Below are 15,349 nucleotides of genomic sequence, written 5' to 3' on the forward strand. Positions count from 1 at the left end.
TCCGGCTGTGGGATCCGGAAATCACGCGGTACATGGGTTATCGAGAAGTCAAAAAGATTATCGAGGCCCGAACCGCTAGGTACCGTGATGCCATTAGCTCCAGGGGAACTTACTGGCCCTCAAGAGGCTTCAACTGGATGCAGCCGACTTTGGAAAAAGCCGCGCGGACTCTGGTGAAGTGCGGAAAGAAATCCGAAAACACATCGAGTAATTTCGAGTAACTTTTTCGGAACAGCATTTCCATCGAGTAGAGGTCGATCACGTTCTTCGCGGCGCGGTTGAGGCGCTCAGCAACGCGCGGCAGATTCGAAGCACTGTCTTCGATGTTGCCTTCAACAGGCGTGCCGTGCATCGAAACGGGATTGGCGAGCGCAACGTTTTCCGCGTAGATCGAAACCATCGCGTCTTCGGTCGCGCCGAAGGCGTGGCCGTTGGGATTGTTGGGGCCGGCGAGGAAGCGCGACAGCCCCGAGAAGCGGTCTTCGTCAAGACGCATCGTGCGGTGCAGCGAATTGTGCGAGACGTGCGCGAGCGCAATCGAAGCGCGCTGCGCGGCAATGGCGATCGGCAGCGGCTCGAAGTTCGCGCTCGGAATGATCGCGCCCTTGACGCCTTCGGCATTGACGAAGTACTGCTTCACCTGCGACTTGTCGAAGTCTTCTTCGCTCGCGTTGAGAATGACGCCGGGATTGTCGTCGGAACTGTTGATCTGAACGTCGATCAGTGCATTGAGGTCCGAAAGCGCGCGGCGAGCTTCTGAAATCGTGTAGATCGTCGTACGGAAGGAGAGCGGATCCTGGAGCGCGCGCGTCTTGTCGGCTTCCCAGAGGTAGGAACCCGCAAGCGTGTTGCGCATGTCGGCCGCCGCTTCCGTGAGGCCCGGAAGCGGGTGGCTCTTCACGGTCTGCGCGAGGAAAGGCGCCACGTTGCCGTTCATGCCTTCGAGCGTGAGGCCGAAAACAAGCGGTGCGAGACCCACGGCGCGCTCCATCGTTCGCACGGCATCCATCGTCATCGCAACGCCGACCGAATTGGTCGAAAGGATTCCGAGACCGTCCTTGCCTTCTGGCACATGCGGCTTGACGTCCTTCATGCGGAGCGCTTCAGCCCCTTCGACCACCTTGCCGTCGACTTCGGCACGCCACTCGCCCACCATCACGGCGCCCACGTGTGAAGCGAGCGTAATGTCGGCGTCGCCGATCGAGCCGCGGCTCGGAATCATTGGGGTGATGCCCTTATTGAGGAACGCCTGACAGAGCTCGGCCACGTAGGGCTACACGCCCGCGCGCCCCGTGAGCAGCGCGTATTGAGGCGAATCACCATCGAGAGACGGACGATTTCCTTGTCAAGGTACGGACCAAAGCCCACGGAGTGCGAACGCAAAATGTTGCGGTTGAATTCTTCGCTCGCCTTGCGGGCTGTTTCGGTCAGAGCACCCTTAGAGTTTCGCCAACAAACGGCAGAAGCCATTCCAACGGAAGCCGCATTGTGCTTCATACCGACCGGTCGGTTTATTAGAGAAAATCCCAATACAAACCAAACGGTCGGTTTTCCATAATGCGCGCAGAACTTTTCCCTTGCCCGCTCGAATAGATCCGTCCTCTGTCAACATCGGACGGGTCTTTAGGATGTCCCGTCGGGCTTTTTCCGATTACTCGGATTCATCTGCTTATTTAGGAGCTTTTAACCATGCAGATTCGCAAGGCTCTCGCTGCTGCAGCCGTTGCCGCTCTCTTTGCGGGCAGCGCCATTGCTGCGCCCGTCACGACCGAAGGCACCGGCGTCGGCAAGCACGGCGACGTGACCGTTGCCGTGACGTTTGACGGCGGCAAGATCACCGACATCAAGATCGTCAAGGAACAGGAAAACAAGGTTCTCGCCAAGGGCGTCTATACGGACCTCAAGGATCATGTGATCGCCACGAACTCGGCCGACCTTGATGTGATCTCGGGCGCCACGTTCTCTTCGAAGGGCTTCCTCGATGCCGTGAAGGATGCGGCCAAGAAGGCCGGCGTTACGCTCTCGAAGGCCGACAAGAAGGCCATCAAGAAGGTTGCCAAGGATCTGCCGAAGACCTCGAACTATGACGTCGTCGTCATCGGCGCGGGCGGCGCGGGCTTCTCGGCCGCCATTGAAGCCAAGAATGCGGGCGCCAATGTCGTTCTGCTTGAAAAGATGCCCGCTGTCGGCGGCAACTCCCTCATCTCCGGCGCCGAAATGAACGCCGCTCGCAACTGGGTCCAGCCCAAGCTCGGCATCACGGACGACTCGCCCGAACTGCACGCTCAGGACACCTTCAAGGGCGGCGACGGCAAGGGCGACATGAAGGTCATCAATGTGATGACGCACAACGCGCTTGATGCCGCCAAGTGGTGCCGCGACTATCTCGGCGTGCGCTTTGAAGACGACAACCTCTTCTTCTTCGGCGGCCACAGCCGCAAGCGTGCTCTGATTCCGGTCGGCCACACCGGCACGGAATTCATCGCCAAATTCCAGGCCAAGGCCGATGAGCTCGGCATCCCGGTCATCACCAACATGAAGGCCGAAGAGCTCATCAAGGACAAGGACGGCCGCGTTGTCGGCGTCAAGGCCACGATGGACGGCAACACCTATGAGTTCAACGCCAAGGGCGGCGTGGTTCTCGCGACGGGCGGCTTCGGTGCCAACCCGCAGATGGTGAAGAAGTACAACCCGAAGATCGACGAACGCTTCAAGACGACGGACGCCCCGGGCACCACGGGCGAAGCCCTCTACATGGCTGAACGCGCCGGCGCCGAGCTCGTCAACATGGGCTACATCCAGACCTATCCGATCTGCGACCCGATCTCGGGCGTAATCGAACTGATCGCCGATGCCCGCTTTGACGGCGCCATCATGCTCAATCAGGAAGGCAAGCGCTTCGTTGAAGAACTCGATCGCCGCGACGTGCTCTCTGAAGCCATCCTCAAGCAGACGGGCGGCTACTGCTGGGTGCTCTGGAACGACAAGATCGGCTCGATCTCGAACACCGTCAAGGAACATCCGACCGAATACGAAGCCTTCACGAAGCAGGGCATCATGAAGACCTGCGACGACTTGAAGTGCATCGCAGACTTCACGAAGATCCCGGGCGAACAGCTTGAAGCCACGATCAAGCGCGTCTCGTCGATGGCCGGCAAGGGCAACGACAAGGACTTCAATCACCGTTCCGGCCTCGTCGACATGACGCAGGGCAAGTACTACGTGATCAAGGCTGTTCCGTCGGTTCACCACACGATGGGCGGCGTTCGCATCAACGAAAAGGCTCAGGCCCTCACGAAGGAAGGCAAGGTGATCCCGGGTCTCTGGGCTGCCGGTGAAGTGACGGGTGTCACGCACGGCACGAACCGCCTCGGCGGCAATGCCTACACCGACATCATCGTCTTCGGCCGCATCGCCGGTAAGGCCGCAGCCGAAGCCGCCAAGTAAGTCGATTAAACCTGCCCCTGGATTCTGCCGGGGCCTCGCCCCGGCAGGACCGGTTTCGGCATAATCGACTTCTTCACGCCCGATCAGATCGCTCGGGCGCGCAAGGCGCCTTTTTCCGATCGCAATTGAAATCTTTTTTCGCCGGCGCGTCTGCCGGCTTTTTTTTCGTCGCCAACCCATGTCTTCGCTCAAAGCGCAAAAAACCCGTTCCGCACTTCTCGCTGCCGCTCGAGACGTCATTCTTGAGCTCGGGATCGACCGCCTCAGCATGGACCGCGTCGCACAGACAGCGGGCATGAGTAAAGGTGCGGTGATGTACCACTTCAAGACGCGCCGCGCGCTCCTTGCGGCGCTCGTTGAGGAGTACGCCGAGCATCTGGAGTCGCGCCTCAAAGCGAGCGAAGCGCTCTTTGAGGGCACGCCCGACGAAACGTTCTTTTCGGGCTACGTCGAATGGTACCGGTCGTTTGACCGAGACAACGCACACTGGGCGCATATCGGCACGACGCTTCTCAATCAGAACTTTCAGGACCCCGAACTTCTTGAACCCGTACGGCGCTGGTACGAAAAGACCTTTAGCCGCCTGAGAGCGCTCCCAAAAGAGAAGCAACCGATGGCGCTCCTTTGCATCATGGCGCTCGAAGGACTTTTCTATACGCACAAGTTCGGGCTTGATCCCCTTCGCGACGAAGAAAAGAACGAAATCTACGCGTCGATCCGACGCGCGTTTCCGGCGAAGGCGGCGCTCCAAACGCTGCCGAAGACAGCCTCCTTGGAAACAGAGGACGACCATGCCGCAAGCTGACCGCGCTTGCGGTCGCCCGAGCCGAAAAGTGTCCTGAAAAGTTCTGCTCGCACGTCGGAAGAAAAACGCCGCATCGATCGCGCTTGATGCGGCGTTTGTCTTTGGTTTTTCTATCGTCGCGGGCTTCGGGCGCGTCAGACGAGCTCGACCTTCAACTGCCCTACGCCATTGACGCCGCCCATCAAGCGATCGCCGCGCTTAACGGGCGCAACGCCCGCGGGCGTCCCCGTAAAGACGATGTCGCCGGGCTCAAGCGTCCAGTAGGTCGAAAGAAGCGCGATCACCTCGGCGGGCGAGCGCAGCATCTGCGAGGTGTTGCCCGCCTGGCGCTTTTCGTTGCCGACGTAGCAATAGATGTCGGCGGGCGCGGGCATCGGCGCGCGGTAGGCCGGACGCACGTGCGTCACCGGCGCGCACCGATCGAATACTTTCGCCGTTTCCCAGGGCGCACCCGCGCGCTTGGCGGCATCCTGAAGATCGCCGCGCGCGAAGTCAAAGCCGACGCACCAGCCCCAAATCGCAGCCTCGGCCTCTTCAACCGTGAGGTTCGAGCCGCCCTTCGAGAGACAAGCGACAAGTTCGAGTTCGGGACGCAGATTCTCGCCCATGGGCGGGAAGGGCAGTGCAAAGGTCTCGCCGTCGGCAACGGGCACAATTGCGTCGGCGGGCTTCATGAAAAAGAGCGGCGAGCCGAGCGCAGCCGCTTCGGGCTGCGCTTCACCGGGCGCCCGATAGTTGCGCGCAATGCAGTAGACGCGGCGAACGGGGAAGAATTCGTAGCGTTCGTCCTGAACGGGAATCACCGCCTGCTGCGGCGGCGCAAAAAGAAACGACATGAGTGGCCTCTGTGAGAGCGATGGAACGCTTGGCGAAAAGCTGACTGCGGTCGACAATGTGCGGTTCAGGAACCGATTGAAGGCTAGCGAACCGCACGCACGAAGATCGACCGAAACAAATTCGAACGATTTTACGCGCTTACGCTCTCGCCTACATTGCAAGGACCTTGCGGGCGCGCTTGCGACGAAACCATTACTCGCGATCGGTCGGCGAGATCGGTACAATTCAGGCATTCACCTTACAGGCGCCCGAATTGCCGCCTCGCGCGGCGCGCGATCCTCGCGCATCGGGCATCCACCAAGTTCTTTCTCATCCGACATGACAACAAACACGAACGGCAGCGCACCCCGGCGCGAAAGTCTTGCGAGCATCGGCCACCGTCGTCTCCAGGCCGTGCGCAGCAAGGGCATCTACGTCCTGCCGAACGCCTTTACCGCGGCGGCTTTCTTTGCCGCCTTCTACGGCATCATCCAGGCGATGAACGGCAACTTCTCCTCGGCGGCGATCGCCGTTTTCTTCTCCATGCTCTTTGACGGCATGGACGGGCGTGTTGCGCGCCTGACGCACACGCAGTCCGAATTCGGCGTGCAGATGGACAGTCTTGCCGACGCGGTGAGCTTCGGTGTTGCCCCCGCGCTCATCGTCTACGAGTACGCGCTCGTCGACTTGGGCAAGCTCGGCTGGGCATGCGCCTTCATTTATGCCTTCTGCGCCATCCTGCGTCTCGCGCGCTTCAACATCAATGTCGGCATCGTGAGCAAGAACTACTTCCAGGGTCTGCCCTCGCCGGCCGCTGCGGCGCTCGTCTGCGGCTTCGTGTGGCTGGCCGTTGAGAACAAGCTCCCCGACTGGCTTGTCGTGCACCAGAGCACGCTTGCCTTCATCGTGACGCTCTACGCGGGCCTCACGATGGTGAGCAACGCCCCCTTCTTCTCCGGGAAGAGCTACGCCGTCGTGCGCACGATCCCCTTCTGGGCCGTCGTCGTCTTCTCGATCGCATTCATCGTGATCTCGAGCAACCCGTCGCTCTCGATCTTCGTGCTCTTCTGCATCTACGCGCTTTCGGGCTTCGTCTACGAGTTCTGGTGCTGGTGGAAGGGCCGCCCGAATCCGATTCAGGCCGACATCGCCGCGCAGCAAAAGGCGCTCGAAGAGGCCGAAGCGCAGGCGCACGCTGCCGAGCAGCACTGATATCCGCCCGACATACAAAGCGTCCGCTGCGGCGCTTTGCCGACAACGCCGTCCGAAACTTTTTTTTCCGGGCGGCGTTTTTTTATGAACGACTAGCGGCGTCGAAACGCGCTCGCGCGAGCACCCGATACAATACGACCCCAAACGTTTTCCTTCAGCCGCAACGCATTCCGCCATGCCGACCCAGAAGCGCAGCGCCCCATCGCAAACCGTCTCTTCTCTCAAGCGCCTCGAACCTGACGCGTCGGGCAAGGGCTCGATGTTCGAAGATGCCGTCATGCTCCTGCGCCTGCTGCAGTGCATCCCGCAGGACGAATGGACGACGATCGCCGATATCGAGGCGCTCCTTGCAAAGAGAACCGGTCTTCGCGTACAGCGCCGCACGCTGCAGCGCTACATGCAGACGATTCGCGCGCACGCGGATGTCTTTCCGATCGAGGTCGACGCCTCGACCAAGCCCTTTCGCTTTCGCTGGGATCCCAAAGCCAAGGGATTCATTCTCCCGGCGCTGCGTGCGCAGGACGCACTCGTGCTGCGGCTGGCCGAAGAGGCGCTGCGCAATCACCTCCCGCCCGCAGCACTCGCGGGCCTCAGAGCGCTCTTTCAGGACGCCAAGCGTACAACCGTGGCCGAACGCGCCAAGCGCGAGCGAACGTGGCTGCGAAAAGTGAAGGTCTTGGGCTCAAGCCTCGCTTTCATGCCCCCGAAGCTCGGCCTGTCGGTTTTCGAGCGCGCTACCGAGGCACTTTTTACCGACAAGGTGCTCTTTATCCGCTACCGCAACGCCAAAGGTAAGCCCGCCGAGGCCTACGTCAAACCCCTGGGGATCGTGCAGGCCGACGTCAGGCTCTACCTCGTCTGTCAGTTCGAAGACTATGCGGACTTCCGCCACATGGCGCTGCACCGCATCGAGTCGGCGCGCGTGACGGGGTTCGACTTCGAGCGACCAGCCGACTTCGACCTCGAGGACTACGCGGCGCATGCGCCCTTCAACGACGCCCAGGGGCCGGCCGTTCGACTTGAAATCTTGACGGACGACCCGGCGCTCGCTAAAAACCTGACCGAAACGCCCTTCAACCGCACGCAGACGATTGCGGAGGTTGCCCCCGAAACACTCGAATCGGCGCCCCAAGCGGCCGCCCTCGGCCCCTGCCGCCGCATCACGGTCGACATTGAAGATTCGCCGCAGCTCGACGGCTGGCTTGCGATGCATCGCGCGTCGATCCTCTCAACGACGAAAACGCGCCTGAAATCCGCCGAGGCGAAAGTCACGCCCGAAGAGGCGACCGACCTTGCAGCAGCGCAACCGGCGGCTCGGCAAGCCGCCCCTGATGAGAAGCCCGCTGCGGACTTCGTGCCGCAACGCTTTGCGTCGAACCCGCTCACGCCGGCGCAAAGATTCGAACGCTCGATCGAGAACGATCCGCAGAACGAAGCTCTCCTTCGCCGCGCGCTCGACACGCTCCTCGTCGAAGGCCGTCGCGTCGTGCACGGCGACTGATTAGTGAAGTCCGATTTTGGTCTTGTACCGGCCGATGGTAGCCGACCACCAGTCCAAAATTGCCGGCGCCACTTCCCCGTCGCGGCTTCGCAGTACGAGGCGCTCCGGTTCGAGCGGCACCGCTGAGTCAATGGCTGTTACCGCGCTTTTATAAGGCGACTGTCCCAAGAGCAGAAACTTCGGCAGAATCGCCCACCCGACGCCTTTTGCAGCCAAGCCGAGCGCCCAGAGCCCGCTGTCGACTTCCCAGTGATCGCTGCAGATGACGCGCGGCGGCGTCGCCTCCGGCGCTCTGGCGTGTATGACGATTTGCCTGTAGCGGCGCAAATCCTCAAATGTCGGCTCGGAAACGGAAGCGAGCGGATGATTTTTGGCAACGACGATGGCCCGCGGTGCGTAGCCGAGCAGCCGTTCGTCACATTGAGAAGACGGATCGGATGCAAACACAAGTGCCAAATTCATGCCGGCTTTCGCAAAAAACCAGTCGGCTTCCGAACCCGTAATGTTTTCAACCTGAAGCCGTACCGATGGAAAGCGTCGGGAGAAAAGCTGCAGCCACTCGATCATGACCGGCGCTTCGAGGACAAGATCAATCCCCATGTAGAGGACCGGCGAAGGCGTGTCGACAAGCGCGGCGGCTCGCGCTTCAAGACGATCGGCTTCGGCAGCGAGGCGTCGGGCGCCGATCAGAAGCGCCGCGCCTCTCGGCGTCAAGACCGGCTTGGGCGTCCGCTCGAAAAGCTTGTAGCCGAGTTCGGCCTCCATGCCGGAAATATGCATGGAAACAACCGATTGCGCCCGCTTTAGCTGTCGTGCCGCCGCCGAAAACGAACCGCTTGAAGCGACGGCAAGAAAGGAACGAATTTCTTCGAGTCTCAATCCCATAGGTCGATCCTTACAACCTGAACCATCAGTTTATTGATGGATTCTAACTGGATGATTCGCGATTCTGATGAGAAAATGGCGGGCATGATCCACTCTATGGGAACTGCCTATGTCGTTTCATTCTTTACTCAAACGAAAACCGAAGAGCGCGGCAGCGACGCTCGACCTTCCTTTATCCGCATCCGACTCGCTGCACCGAGAGAAAACCGACGAAAAAATCCATGCGGTGAGCCGCACGCCGACGAGCGCGGTTTCGGGCGCAGAACTTTGGGCTGCCCGCATCGGTTTTTTCGCCGGCGGCTTTACGGTTGCCTCCTGGGCGCCTCTCATTCCTTTCGTACAGTCGCAGCTTGCGCTCGAGCCTTATGTTCTCGGCTTCCTGCTGCTCGGCTTGGGCGTCGGTTCCTTTGTGGGCATGCCGCTCGCGGGCAAACTCACCGAACACCTCGGCGCACGCAATGCGATCCTGCTTTCGGGCCTTGCCTCGTGCTTCTTGCTTGTCGTTCTCTCGCTCGTGCCGAGCCTGTACGTCGAGTGCGCCGCACTGCTCGCCTACGGCGTAACGCTCGGCTGCCTGGAGGTCAGCGTCAACATTTACGGTACGCACCTCGAAAACCGCAACAAGTCCCGCTTGATGAGCGGTCTGCATGCGGCCTACTCCGTTGGAGAAGTCGTTTCCGCCGCCGCGCTGACGGCGCTCTTTGTTTTGGGCCTTGCGCCGAGTCAAGCCGTGAGCACGCTGATGGTGCTTCTGGCCTTGACCATGGTGGCGCTCTTGCGGCGCATTGAAAACCATCCGATTGAGGCGCCAGAAAAACCGAAGGACCGCCGCGGCGCCCCGGCGCTCAGCGGTCCCGTGAGCGTCTTGGCGGCAGTGTGCGCCGTCATTTTCCTCACCGAAGGCAGCATGCTCGACTGGAGCGCCATCTACTTGCGGGACTTTGCCGACGTTCCTCAGGAAATGAGCGCCGTCGGCTACACGCTCTTTGTCATCGCGATGGCCTTCTCGCGCCTCATGGGCGACAAGCTCGCGATGAAATTCGGCGCCGTAACGATGCTTTCGGCCGGCATCTGCATCATGCTTGCAACACTGCTCGCGCTCGTTGTCTATCCGCAGCCAGCAGTCGCCCTGCTTTCGCTCTTTCTGATGGGCCTGGGGATCGCCAACATCGCGCCGATTGTTATTTCAGCCGCTTCGAGAACGGCATCGATGGATAGCGTGAAAGCCATTACGGCGGTGACGACTGTTGGTTATGGCGGCCTCCTGGCCGGCCCGGCTCTGATCGGTGCCGTATCGTCAGCGCTCTCCCTGCAGATCGCTTTTCTTGCGGTGTGCGCGCTGCTCGCCGTGAGCCTGATACTTGTCCGTCGGCATAGTGCCGTCTTCCAATAATTCCGAGCGTGGCCGCAGCACGCGTTATGATGCGCGAAAGACATCCGCTTGATTCGGCGAAACACCGCCGAGACGCAACATGCAGATCCACCGAACCTCGTCTAAAAAACGCGCTCGCGCGGCCGCACTCCTTACAGCCGTCTTGGCGCTCGCAGGCTGCAAGGCCGATTTTTCGGCATCGGCCGACTACGCCGAACTCTTTCAGGTACGCCCGAGCATGAAGCTCGCCACGCTCGCGATCGAAGTGCCGAGCTGCTACGAGCAGAACACCGACTTCGAATCCTCGGCCGTACTCGAACTCAAGGCCCGCATTCCGATCGTGCTGCCGCAGGCGCGCTACCTCGGCTGCCGCGCCGAAGACTTCACGGCATCGGCCGTCTTCTCGACGCCGGTCAAAATCGGGCGCTTGAGCGCGCCGTGCACGGGCGCCGACATCTGCATCGGCGCCGCGGGCACGAGCGACGCCTCGGTCGTTGCAGCGGCCGGTCCGGACTTTTTAAGCGGACTGGAAAAAGTAGAAGCCGCTTCCGTTCTTTCGTTCGAGCCGAGCGTCACGCTCGATCTCTCTATGAACGCAGGGCGCGACGTCGAAATCATCGCGCCGAGCCTCTTCATCAACGATGAGCCGCATCACTTCTCGCAGCTTGTGCTCGAGGACGGCACCTCGGTCACGATGACGCTCCCGGACGCGGCCACCGCGACGTTCTTCCAAGGCGAAGCAACGGTGATTTTCCTGCGCGTGAAGGAGCTTCCGAGAGAAGAACGCTTGTAATCACCGAAGAGCGCCTGCCTTCAGACGAAAAGAGCGGCCGCCGGGGCCGCTCTTTTGCGCTGTGCGGAAAGCGTTCGATGCTTTCCGCGGATGATGCTGAGGCATCGCGGTTACATACGCGCGATCGTCGTCATCACGCCCGTAACCTTTTCACCGATCGAAACCTTCACTTCAACGTCGGTCGGGAGATACACGTCTACGCGCGAACCGAAGCGAATGAAGCCGTAGCGCTCGCCGCGCTCGAGGCGGTCGCCCACCTTCGCGTAGCAGATGATGCGGCGAGCAACGAGGCCAGCCACTTGAATGAAAGTAACGACGCGGCCTTCGTCGGTGCGCACCGTCACGGCATTGCGCTCGTTTTCGGTCGAAGCCTTGTCAAGATCGGCATTCAAGAAGAGCCCGGGCGTATAGGTCACCTTCTCGACGACGCCCGCGAGCGGCGCCTTCTGGCTGTGCACGTTGAAGACATTCATGAAGATCGAGATCTTCACTGCGTCTTCGCCCGTTTCCGGATTCACCGCGGGCTCGACCTTGCAGACGCGTCCGTCGACGGGACTCACCACGGCGCGCGGATCTTCGGGGAGCTCACGCGCGGGATCGCGGAAGAACTGCAGCGCGAAGAGGAAGGCGACAAACGCGATGAAGGTCAGGAATTCGAAATCGAGTGCCCAGAGGACGACCGTAACGGCAAGAAGAGCGCCGAGAATCGGCCAGCCTTCGCGGGCAATGATCGGATGCGGATAAATGCGGGACTGCAAGGGGAACCTCTGAAAAGGAATGTGCGCAGAAGAGCAGGCGAAAGAGACCGACGGCGGCCCCATTTTCCTGTCGGGCCAGTATTTTAAACGAGAGCGGCCGCGCAAGGCGGCCGTTTTCCGTTCGGGATTGTCCGTTCGAACCCGCAAATGCCGGCCCGGCCTCAGTCGTTATTGGCGGGCGCCTTGTCGGTCGGACGAGAAGCCGTGATCCAGTCGAGGAAGCTCCCTTTGCTGCGAGAGCAGACGTAGACCTTGCCCGAGCCTTTGAACTTAAGCACGAGCCCTTCACCCGTGATCTGGCTCTGAATGAGCTTGCCCATCAGGCCCGAGCGGCTCGTGTTGAGCGTGACCTCGTAGTCGAGCGACGCGTCCCAGGCAACGAGGTGGCCGTTGTCGACATTGATCGGACGATCGGGGCGCACTTCAACCTCCCGGATCGAGCCGAAGCCCGAAACGGCCACGTCGCCGCGCCCTTCGGTCGACATGATGAAGAACCCGCCGTTGCCGCCGAAGATGGCGCGACCGAGGCTCTGCATCTTCGTCGTGATGCCGACTTCGCTCGTACTCGCGAGGAAGGCGCCGTCCGAGAGGCAGTACTGCCGCTCGCCCACGGCCAAGATGCGGATGTCGCCGGGCAGGTTCGGTGCGAGGAGCACCTCGCCCGGCCCCTCCTCGGCTTCGACCCACTGCTGAAAGAACGTCTCTTCGTTCAGAAACTTGCGCGCGATCGAACCGAAAAAGCCCCCGCGCGTCCGGCCCTTGAGCGAGAGCACGCGATCCATGGCAACCATGGCGTTCGACTCGGTCGCGACGGCGTCGCCCTTGTCGAGTCGAACGAGAAGGAGCGGATCGACGCCGCCTTCGATTTCAAAGCGAACCATCGGATGTGTCCTTTGCGCCCGCAGGCGCGGTGAAAACTGTCTGCCTGCCTGAGGCGGCAAAGCTTACAGCGCATCAAGGCGTAATGCGAACCTGCATCGTGATGCGCATCGTCACTTCCGCCGTCCCCGCACTCACGTCGGGGGCAGCCGCAACGGCATCGGCATTGGCCGCCATGGCGCGAGGCGCCGCATAGTAGCGCACGGCGGGCTGCGAGTAGCCGCCTACCGACACCGATTCGATGCGCACGTTCTTTTCCGTGAGCCCCATCGCGCGCGCGGCGATTTCCGCGCGCCGGCCCGCGTCGGCAATGGCCTCTGCGAGGAGCTTGTCGTCCGCTGCTGCACGCGCCTTCGTCGAGACGCCGAAGCTGATGCCGTCGTAGTTCATGGTGTTGCCGGCTGCCTCAAGCACCTTCGAAACGAGCGAGACGTCCTTCACTTTCACCGTCACGGTTTCGCGCACGCCCCAGGCGCCAACGGTCGCCACTTCCCCCTCTTTGGCCTTGCGGTAGACGGGCCAGGTCGAAAGCCCGGTCGTTTCGGCGACGACGACATTCGAGTCGAAGGCTTTCAGCGCCGCAAGCGCTTGGTCTGCCGCCGTCGTCACGGTCTTTTGCGCCGTGCGCGCATCGGGCTTCTGACTTTCGGCCGTAAAGGTGATCGTCGCTTCGTCATTTTTGAGCGTTGCGCTCGCCGAGCCCGGCAGCGTGATCACTGCGCCCGCGTCAGAAGGGAGCGGCCCGGCCCAGGCGGCCGACACGCCGAGCGCTATGCCGCTCGCGAGCATCGCGCAGACCGCCGTTCGCTTCATCTGTGCAATGGAACGCGCCTTCTTCGTCAACGTCTTTTGCATGATTCCTCCTTTTCGTGTGTCGGGGGGCGTCGCTTTTTGGGAGATCCGTTTATCGGTCGCGCTGCGCCTCTCCCGGCAGAACTTTTCGACAAGTCCATCGTACGGGAGCCGGTGCGCACGAAGCGTCAAGATCTGCAAAGAAATCTTTCCGGCTTTTTCGGCATTTTCCCGATCGTGCGCAGTCCTTTGCAGATCCGACGTGCCTCTCGAGCGCCGTCATTTTGCAAAAAGCAACGCTTTTGCAAAGTCATTTCCAGGCGAACGCAGTGAATTCAGTAGGGAAAAGCGCCTAACGAGTACAGCGAAAAAGCAAATGCGCACGCATTGCTTCTTTTAAGATTTGCGCTCGGCGCGTTGGACGCCGCAAACCTCTTATTACAATCGAATGCATAGTGCGGGCTTTTGCCGCTGTCCCATCCGGGCTCAAGCAGGCAGCCGCCCGCTCCATCAAGACGCCGCCGCATCACCGCCCGTTCGGACTCGGGAATCGACAGCGCGGACATGCGGCGCTCCGCCCTCGAAGGGCGAGACGGCGAACACAAATACAAAAAGGGTCTCTCCATGTCCACTTCTTCCACCGCTCAGTGGAGCTCGCGTCTGGGCTTCATCCTCGCTTCTGCCGGCTCTGCAATCGGCATCGGCGCCATCTGGAAGTTTCCGTTCTGGGCGGGCGCCAACGGCGGCGGCGCCTTCATCATTCCGTACATCTTCTTCACGTTCACGATCGGCGTGATGCTCGTCATGGCCGAAATCGCGCTCGGACGCCGCGGCCGCGGCTCGGCCGTCTCGGCGATGATGCGCGTGAGCGGCCGCTGGAGCGCTCCCTTGGGCGTCTTCGCAGTGCTCACCTCGTTCCTGATCCTTTCCTACTACTCGGTCGTGGGCGGCTGGTGCGTGGCGTACCTCTTTGACGCCGTAACGGGGTCGGTAGCGATTTCCGACGCCGAAGCCCTCAAGGCGCACTTTGCGAACTTGGTCTCCGACGGGTACCTCAACGTCGGCTGGCACTTCGTCTTCCTCGTGATCACGTGCGGCACCGTTGCGCTCGGCGTGCAGCAGGGCATCGAACGCCTCTCGAAGTACCTGATGCCGACCCTTTTCATCCTGATGCTCGCGATCATCGTGCGCTGCCTCATGCTCGACGGCGCTTGGGAGGGCGTCAAGTACCTCTTCGCCTTCGATTGGGACACCGTTACGTCGAGCGCCATCTTGAACGCGATGGGCTTCACGTTCTTCTCGCTCTCTTTGGGCGCGGGCATTCTCATCACGTACGGCTCCTACCTCCAGAAGGAATCGAACATCGTTTCGGCTTCGATCTGGGTGGCCGTTCTCGCCATTCAGGCCGCGCTCCTCGCCGGTCTCATGATCATGCCGGCCGTCTTTGCCTTCGGTCTTGAACCGAACGCAGGCCCGGGCCTCGTCTTCGTCACGGTCCCGATGATCTTCTCGCAGATCCCGCTCGGGGGCTTCTTCGCGCTGCTCTTTTACATCTGCCTCTTGACCGCCGCGCTTACCTCGGCCGTCTCGCTGCTTGAAGTGGTCGTTGCGTTCCTCCACAACGAATGGCACCTCTCGCGCCGCCTGTCGGTCACGGTCTGCTTCGTCTCGCTCTTCCTTCTCGGGGCCGTTTCCGCGCTTTCCTTCGGCGTCTGGAGCGACTTCACGATCGGCGGGCGCAACTTCTTCGACTTCCTCGACTTCGTCTGCACCAACTTCATGATGCCGGCGGGCGGCCTTGCGGTTGCCGCGATCATGGGCTGGAAGGCTTGGCCGATCTTCAAGGAAGAACTCGTCACCGCCAAGCCCTACAGCGAGACCGTTCTCTCGACGATCCACTGGATCGTGGCGATCCTGGCGCCGATCCTCGTGCTCGTTGCGGTCTTCCAGGGGCTCTTCGGCTAACGAAGGTCACCGCAATCGGCTTGAAGGATGAGGCCGGCGCCGCAAAGGCGCACGGCCTCATCCTTTTTTGGGTTGCAGCAGCCTCTTCCCGAAGAGGCGTCCGGCCCGATTCGGCCAAACCCGC

At 61.2% G+C, this 15,349-nt stretch carries 15 protein-coding genes; 7 read left to right on the forward strand and 8 right to left on the reverse strand.

The annotated features are described in order from the left end of the window. Positions 1 to 109 precede the first annotated feature (109 nt). Both H6A60_RS10125 and H6A60_RS13900 read right to left on the reverse strand, forming a co-directional pair. On the reverse strand, positions 110 to 1,267 hold the full coding sequence (locus tag H6A60_RS10125) for an aromatic amino acid lyase (protein ID WP_338054862.1): 1,158 nt from the start codon (positions 1,265 to 1,267) through the stop codon (positions 110 to 112). Then, positions 1,219 to 1,497 carry an aromatic amino acid lyase gene (locus H6A60_RS13900; protein WP_338054863.1) on the reverse strand — a complete coding sequence of 93 codons (279 nt, stop codon included), beginning with the start codon at positions 1,495 to 1,497 and terminating at the stop codon, positions 1,219 to 1,221. Before H6A60_RS13900 ends, H6A60_RS10125 begins: the two co-directional genes overlap by 49 nt. 192 nt (positions 1,498 to 1,689) lie before the next feature. On the opposite strand from H6A60_RS13900, the gene H6A60_RS10130 reads away from it, so the two are divergent. Further along, the gene (locus tag H6A60_RS10130) at positions 1,690 to 3,447 is read left to right on the forward strand and encodes a flavocytochrome c (RefSeq protein WP_205104202.1); all 1,758 of its coding nucleotides are present in this window, start codon (positions 1,690 to 1,692) and stop codon (positions 3,445 to 3,447) included. Positions 3,448 to 3,625: 178 nt separating this feature from the next. After that, positions 3,626 to 4,252, forward strand: coding sequence for a TetR/AcrR family transcriptional regulator (locus H6A60_RS10135; protein ID WP_205104204.1), 627 nt, complete (start codon positions 3,626 to 3,628; stop codon positions 4,250 to 4,252). Positions 4,253 to 4,386: 134 nt separating this feature from the next. Here H6A60_RS10135 and H6A60_RS10140 read toward each other — a convergent pair whose 3' ends face one another. Beyond that, positions 4,387 to 5,088, reverse strand: a complete 702-nt coding sequence (locus H6A60_RS10140; RefSeq protein WP_205104206.1) for a fumarylacetoacetate hydrolase family protein — start codon at positions 5,086 to 5,088, stop codon at positions 4,387 to 4,389. A gap of 319 nt (positions 5,089 to 5,407) precedes the next feature. Here H6A60_RS10140 and pssA point away from each other — a divergent pair, with 319 nt between their 5' ends. Both pssA and H6A60_RS10150 read left to right on the forward strand, forming a co-directional pair. Continuing rightward, complete coding sequence (gene pssA, locus H6A60_RS10145) at positions 5,408 to 6,280, forward strand: CDP-diacylglycerol--serine O-phosphatidyltransferase (RefSeq protein WP_205104208.1); 873 nt, start codon at positions 5,408 to 5,410, stop codon at positions 6,278 to 6,280. Between the two features lie 175 nt (positions 6,281 to 6,455). Then, entirely contained in the window at positions 6,456 to 7,781 is a 1,326-nt protein-coding gene (locus H6A60_RS10150; protein ID WP_205104210.1) for a helix-turn-helix transcriptional regulator, read from the forward strand. Here H6A60_RS10150 and H6A60_RS10155 read toward each other — a convergent pair whose 3' ends face one another. Next, on the reverse strand, positions 7,782 to 8,666 hold the full coding sequence (locus H6A60_RS10155) for a LysR family transcriptional regulator (protein WP_205104212.1): 885 nt from the start codon (positions 8,664 to 8,666) through the stop codon (positions 7,782 to 7,784). Between the two features lie 109 nt (positions 8,667 to 8,775). Here H6A60_RS10155 and H6A60_RS10160 point away from each other — a divergent pair, with 109 nt between their 5' ends. Then, on the forward strand, positions 8,776 to 10,059 hold the full coding sequence (locus tag H6A60_RS10160; RefSeq protein ID WP_205104214.1) for an MFS transporter: 1,284 nt from the start codon (positions 8,776 to 8,778) through the stop codon (positions 10,057 to 10,059). Positions 10,060 to 10,138: 79 nt separating this feature from the next. After that, positions 10,139 to 10,831, forward strand: a complete 693-nt coding sequence (locus tag H6A60_RS10165; protein ID WP_205104216.1) for a DUF7424 family protein — start codon at positions 10,139 to 10,141, stop codon at positions 10,829 to 10,831. Between the two features lie 110 nt (positions 10,832 to 10,941). On the opposite strand, the gene H6A60_RS10170 is transcribed toward H6A60_RS10165, so the two are convergent. The 4 genes from H6A60_RS10170 to H6A60_RS10185 form a co-directional block, all read right to left on the reverse strand. After that, entirely contained in the window at positions 10,942 to 11,589 is a 648-nt protein-coding gene (locus tag H6A60_RS10170) for a phosphatidylserine decarboxylase (RefSeq protein WP_239477708.1), read from the reverse strand. A 161-nt stretch (positions 11,590 to 11,750) separates the two neighbouring features. Then, positions 11,751 to 12,470, reverse strand: coding sequence for a TIGR00266 family protein (locus H6A60_RS10175; protein WP_205104220.1), 720 nt, complete (start codon positions 12,468 to 12,470; stop codon positions 11,751 to 11,753). Between the two features lie 73 nt (positions 12,471 to 12,543). Beyond that, the gene (locus H6A60_RS10180) at positions 12,544 to 13,323 is read right to left on the reverse strand and encodes an SIMPL domain-containing protein (RefSeq protein ID WP_205104223.1); all 780 of its coding nucleotides are present in this window, start codon (positions 13,321 to 13,323) and stop codon (positions 12,544 to 12,546) included. Between the two features lie 272 nt (positions 13,324 to 13,595). Then, positions 13,596 to 13,826 carry a hypothetical protein gene (locus H6A60_RS10185; protein WP_205104225.1) on the reverse strand — a complete coding sequence of 77 codons (231 nt, stop codon included), beginning with the start codon at positions 13,824 to 13,826 and terminating at the stop codon, positions 13,596 to 13,598. 58 nt (positions 13,827 to 13,884) lie between these two features. Here H6A60_RS10185 and H6A60_RS10190 point away from each other — a divergent pair, with 58 nt between their 5' ends. Continuing rightward, positions 13,885 to 15,225, forward strand: coding sequence for a sodium-dependent transporter (locus H6A60_RS10190; protein ID WP_205104227.1), 1,341 nt, complete (start codon positions 13,885 to 13,887; stop codon positions 15,223 to 15,225). Positions 15,226 to 15,349: the final 124 nt, after the last annotated feature.

This window comes from Sutterella massiliensis (assembly GCF_016899755.1).
GTDB classification, from domain to species: Bacteria; Pseudomonadota; Gammaproteobacteria; order Burkholderiales; family Burkholderiaceae_F; genus Sutterella; species Sutterella massiliensis.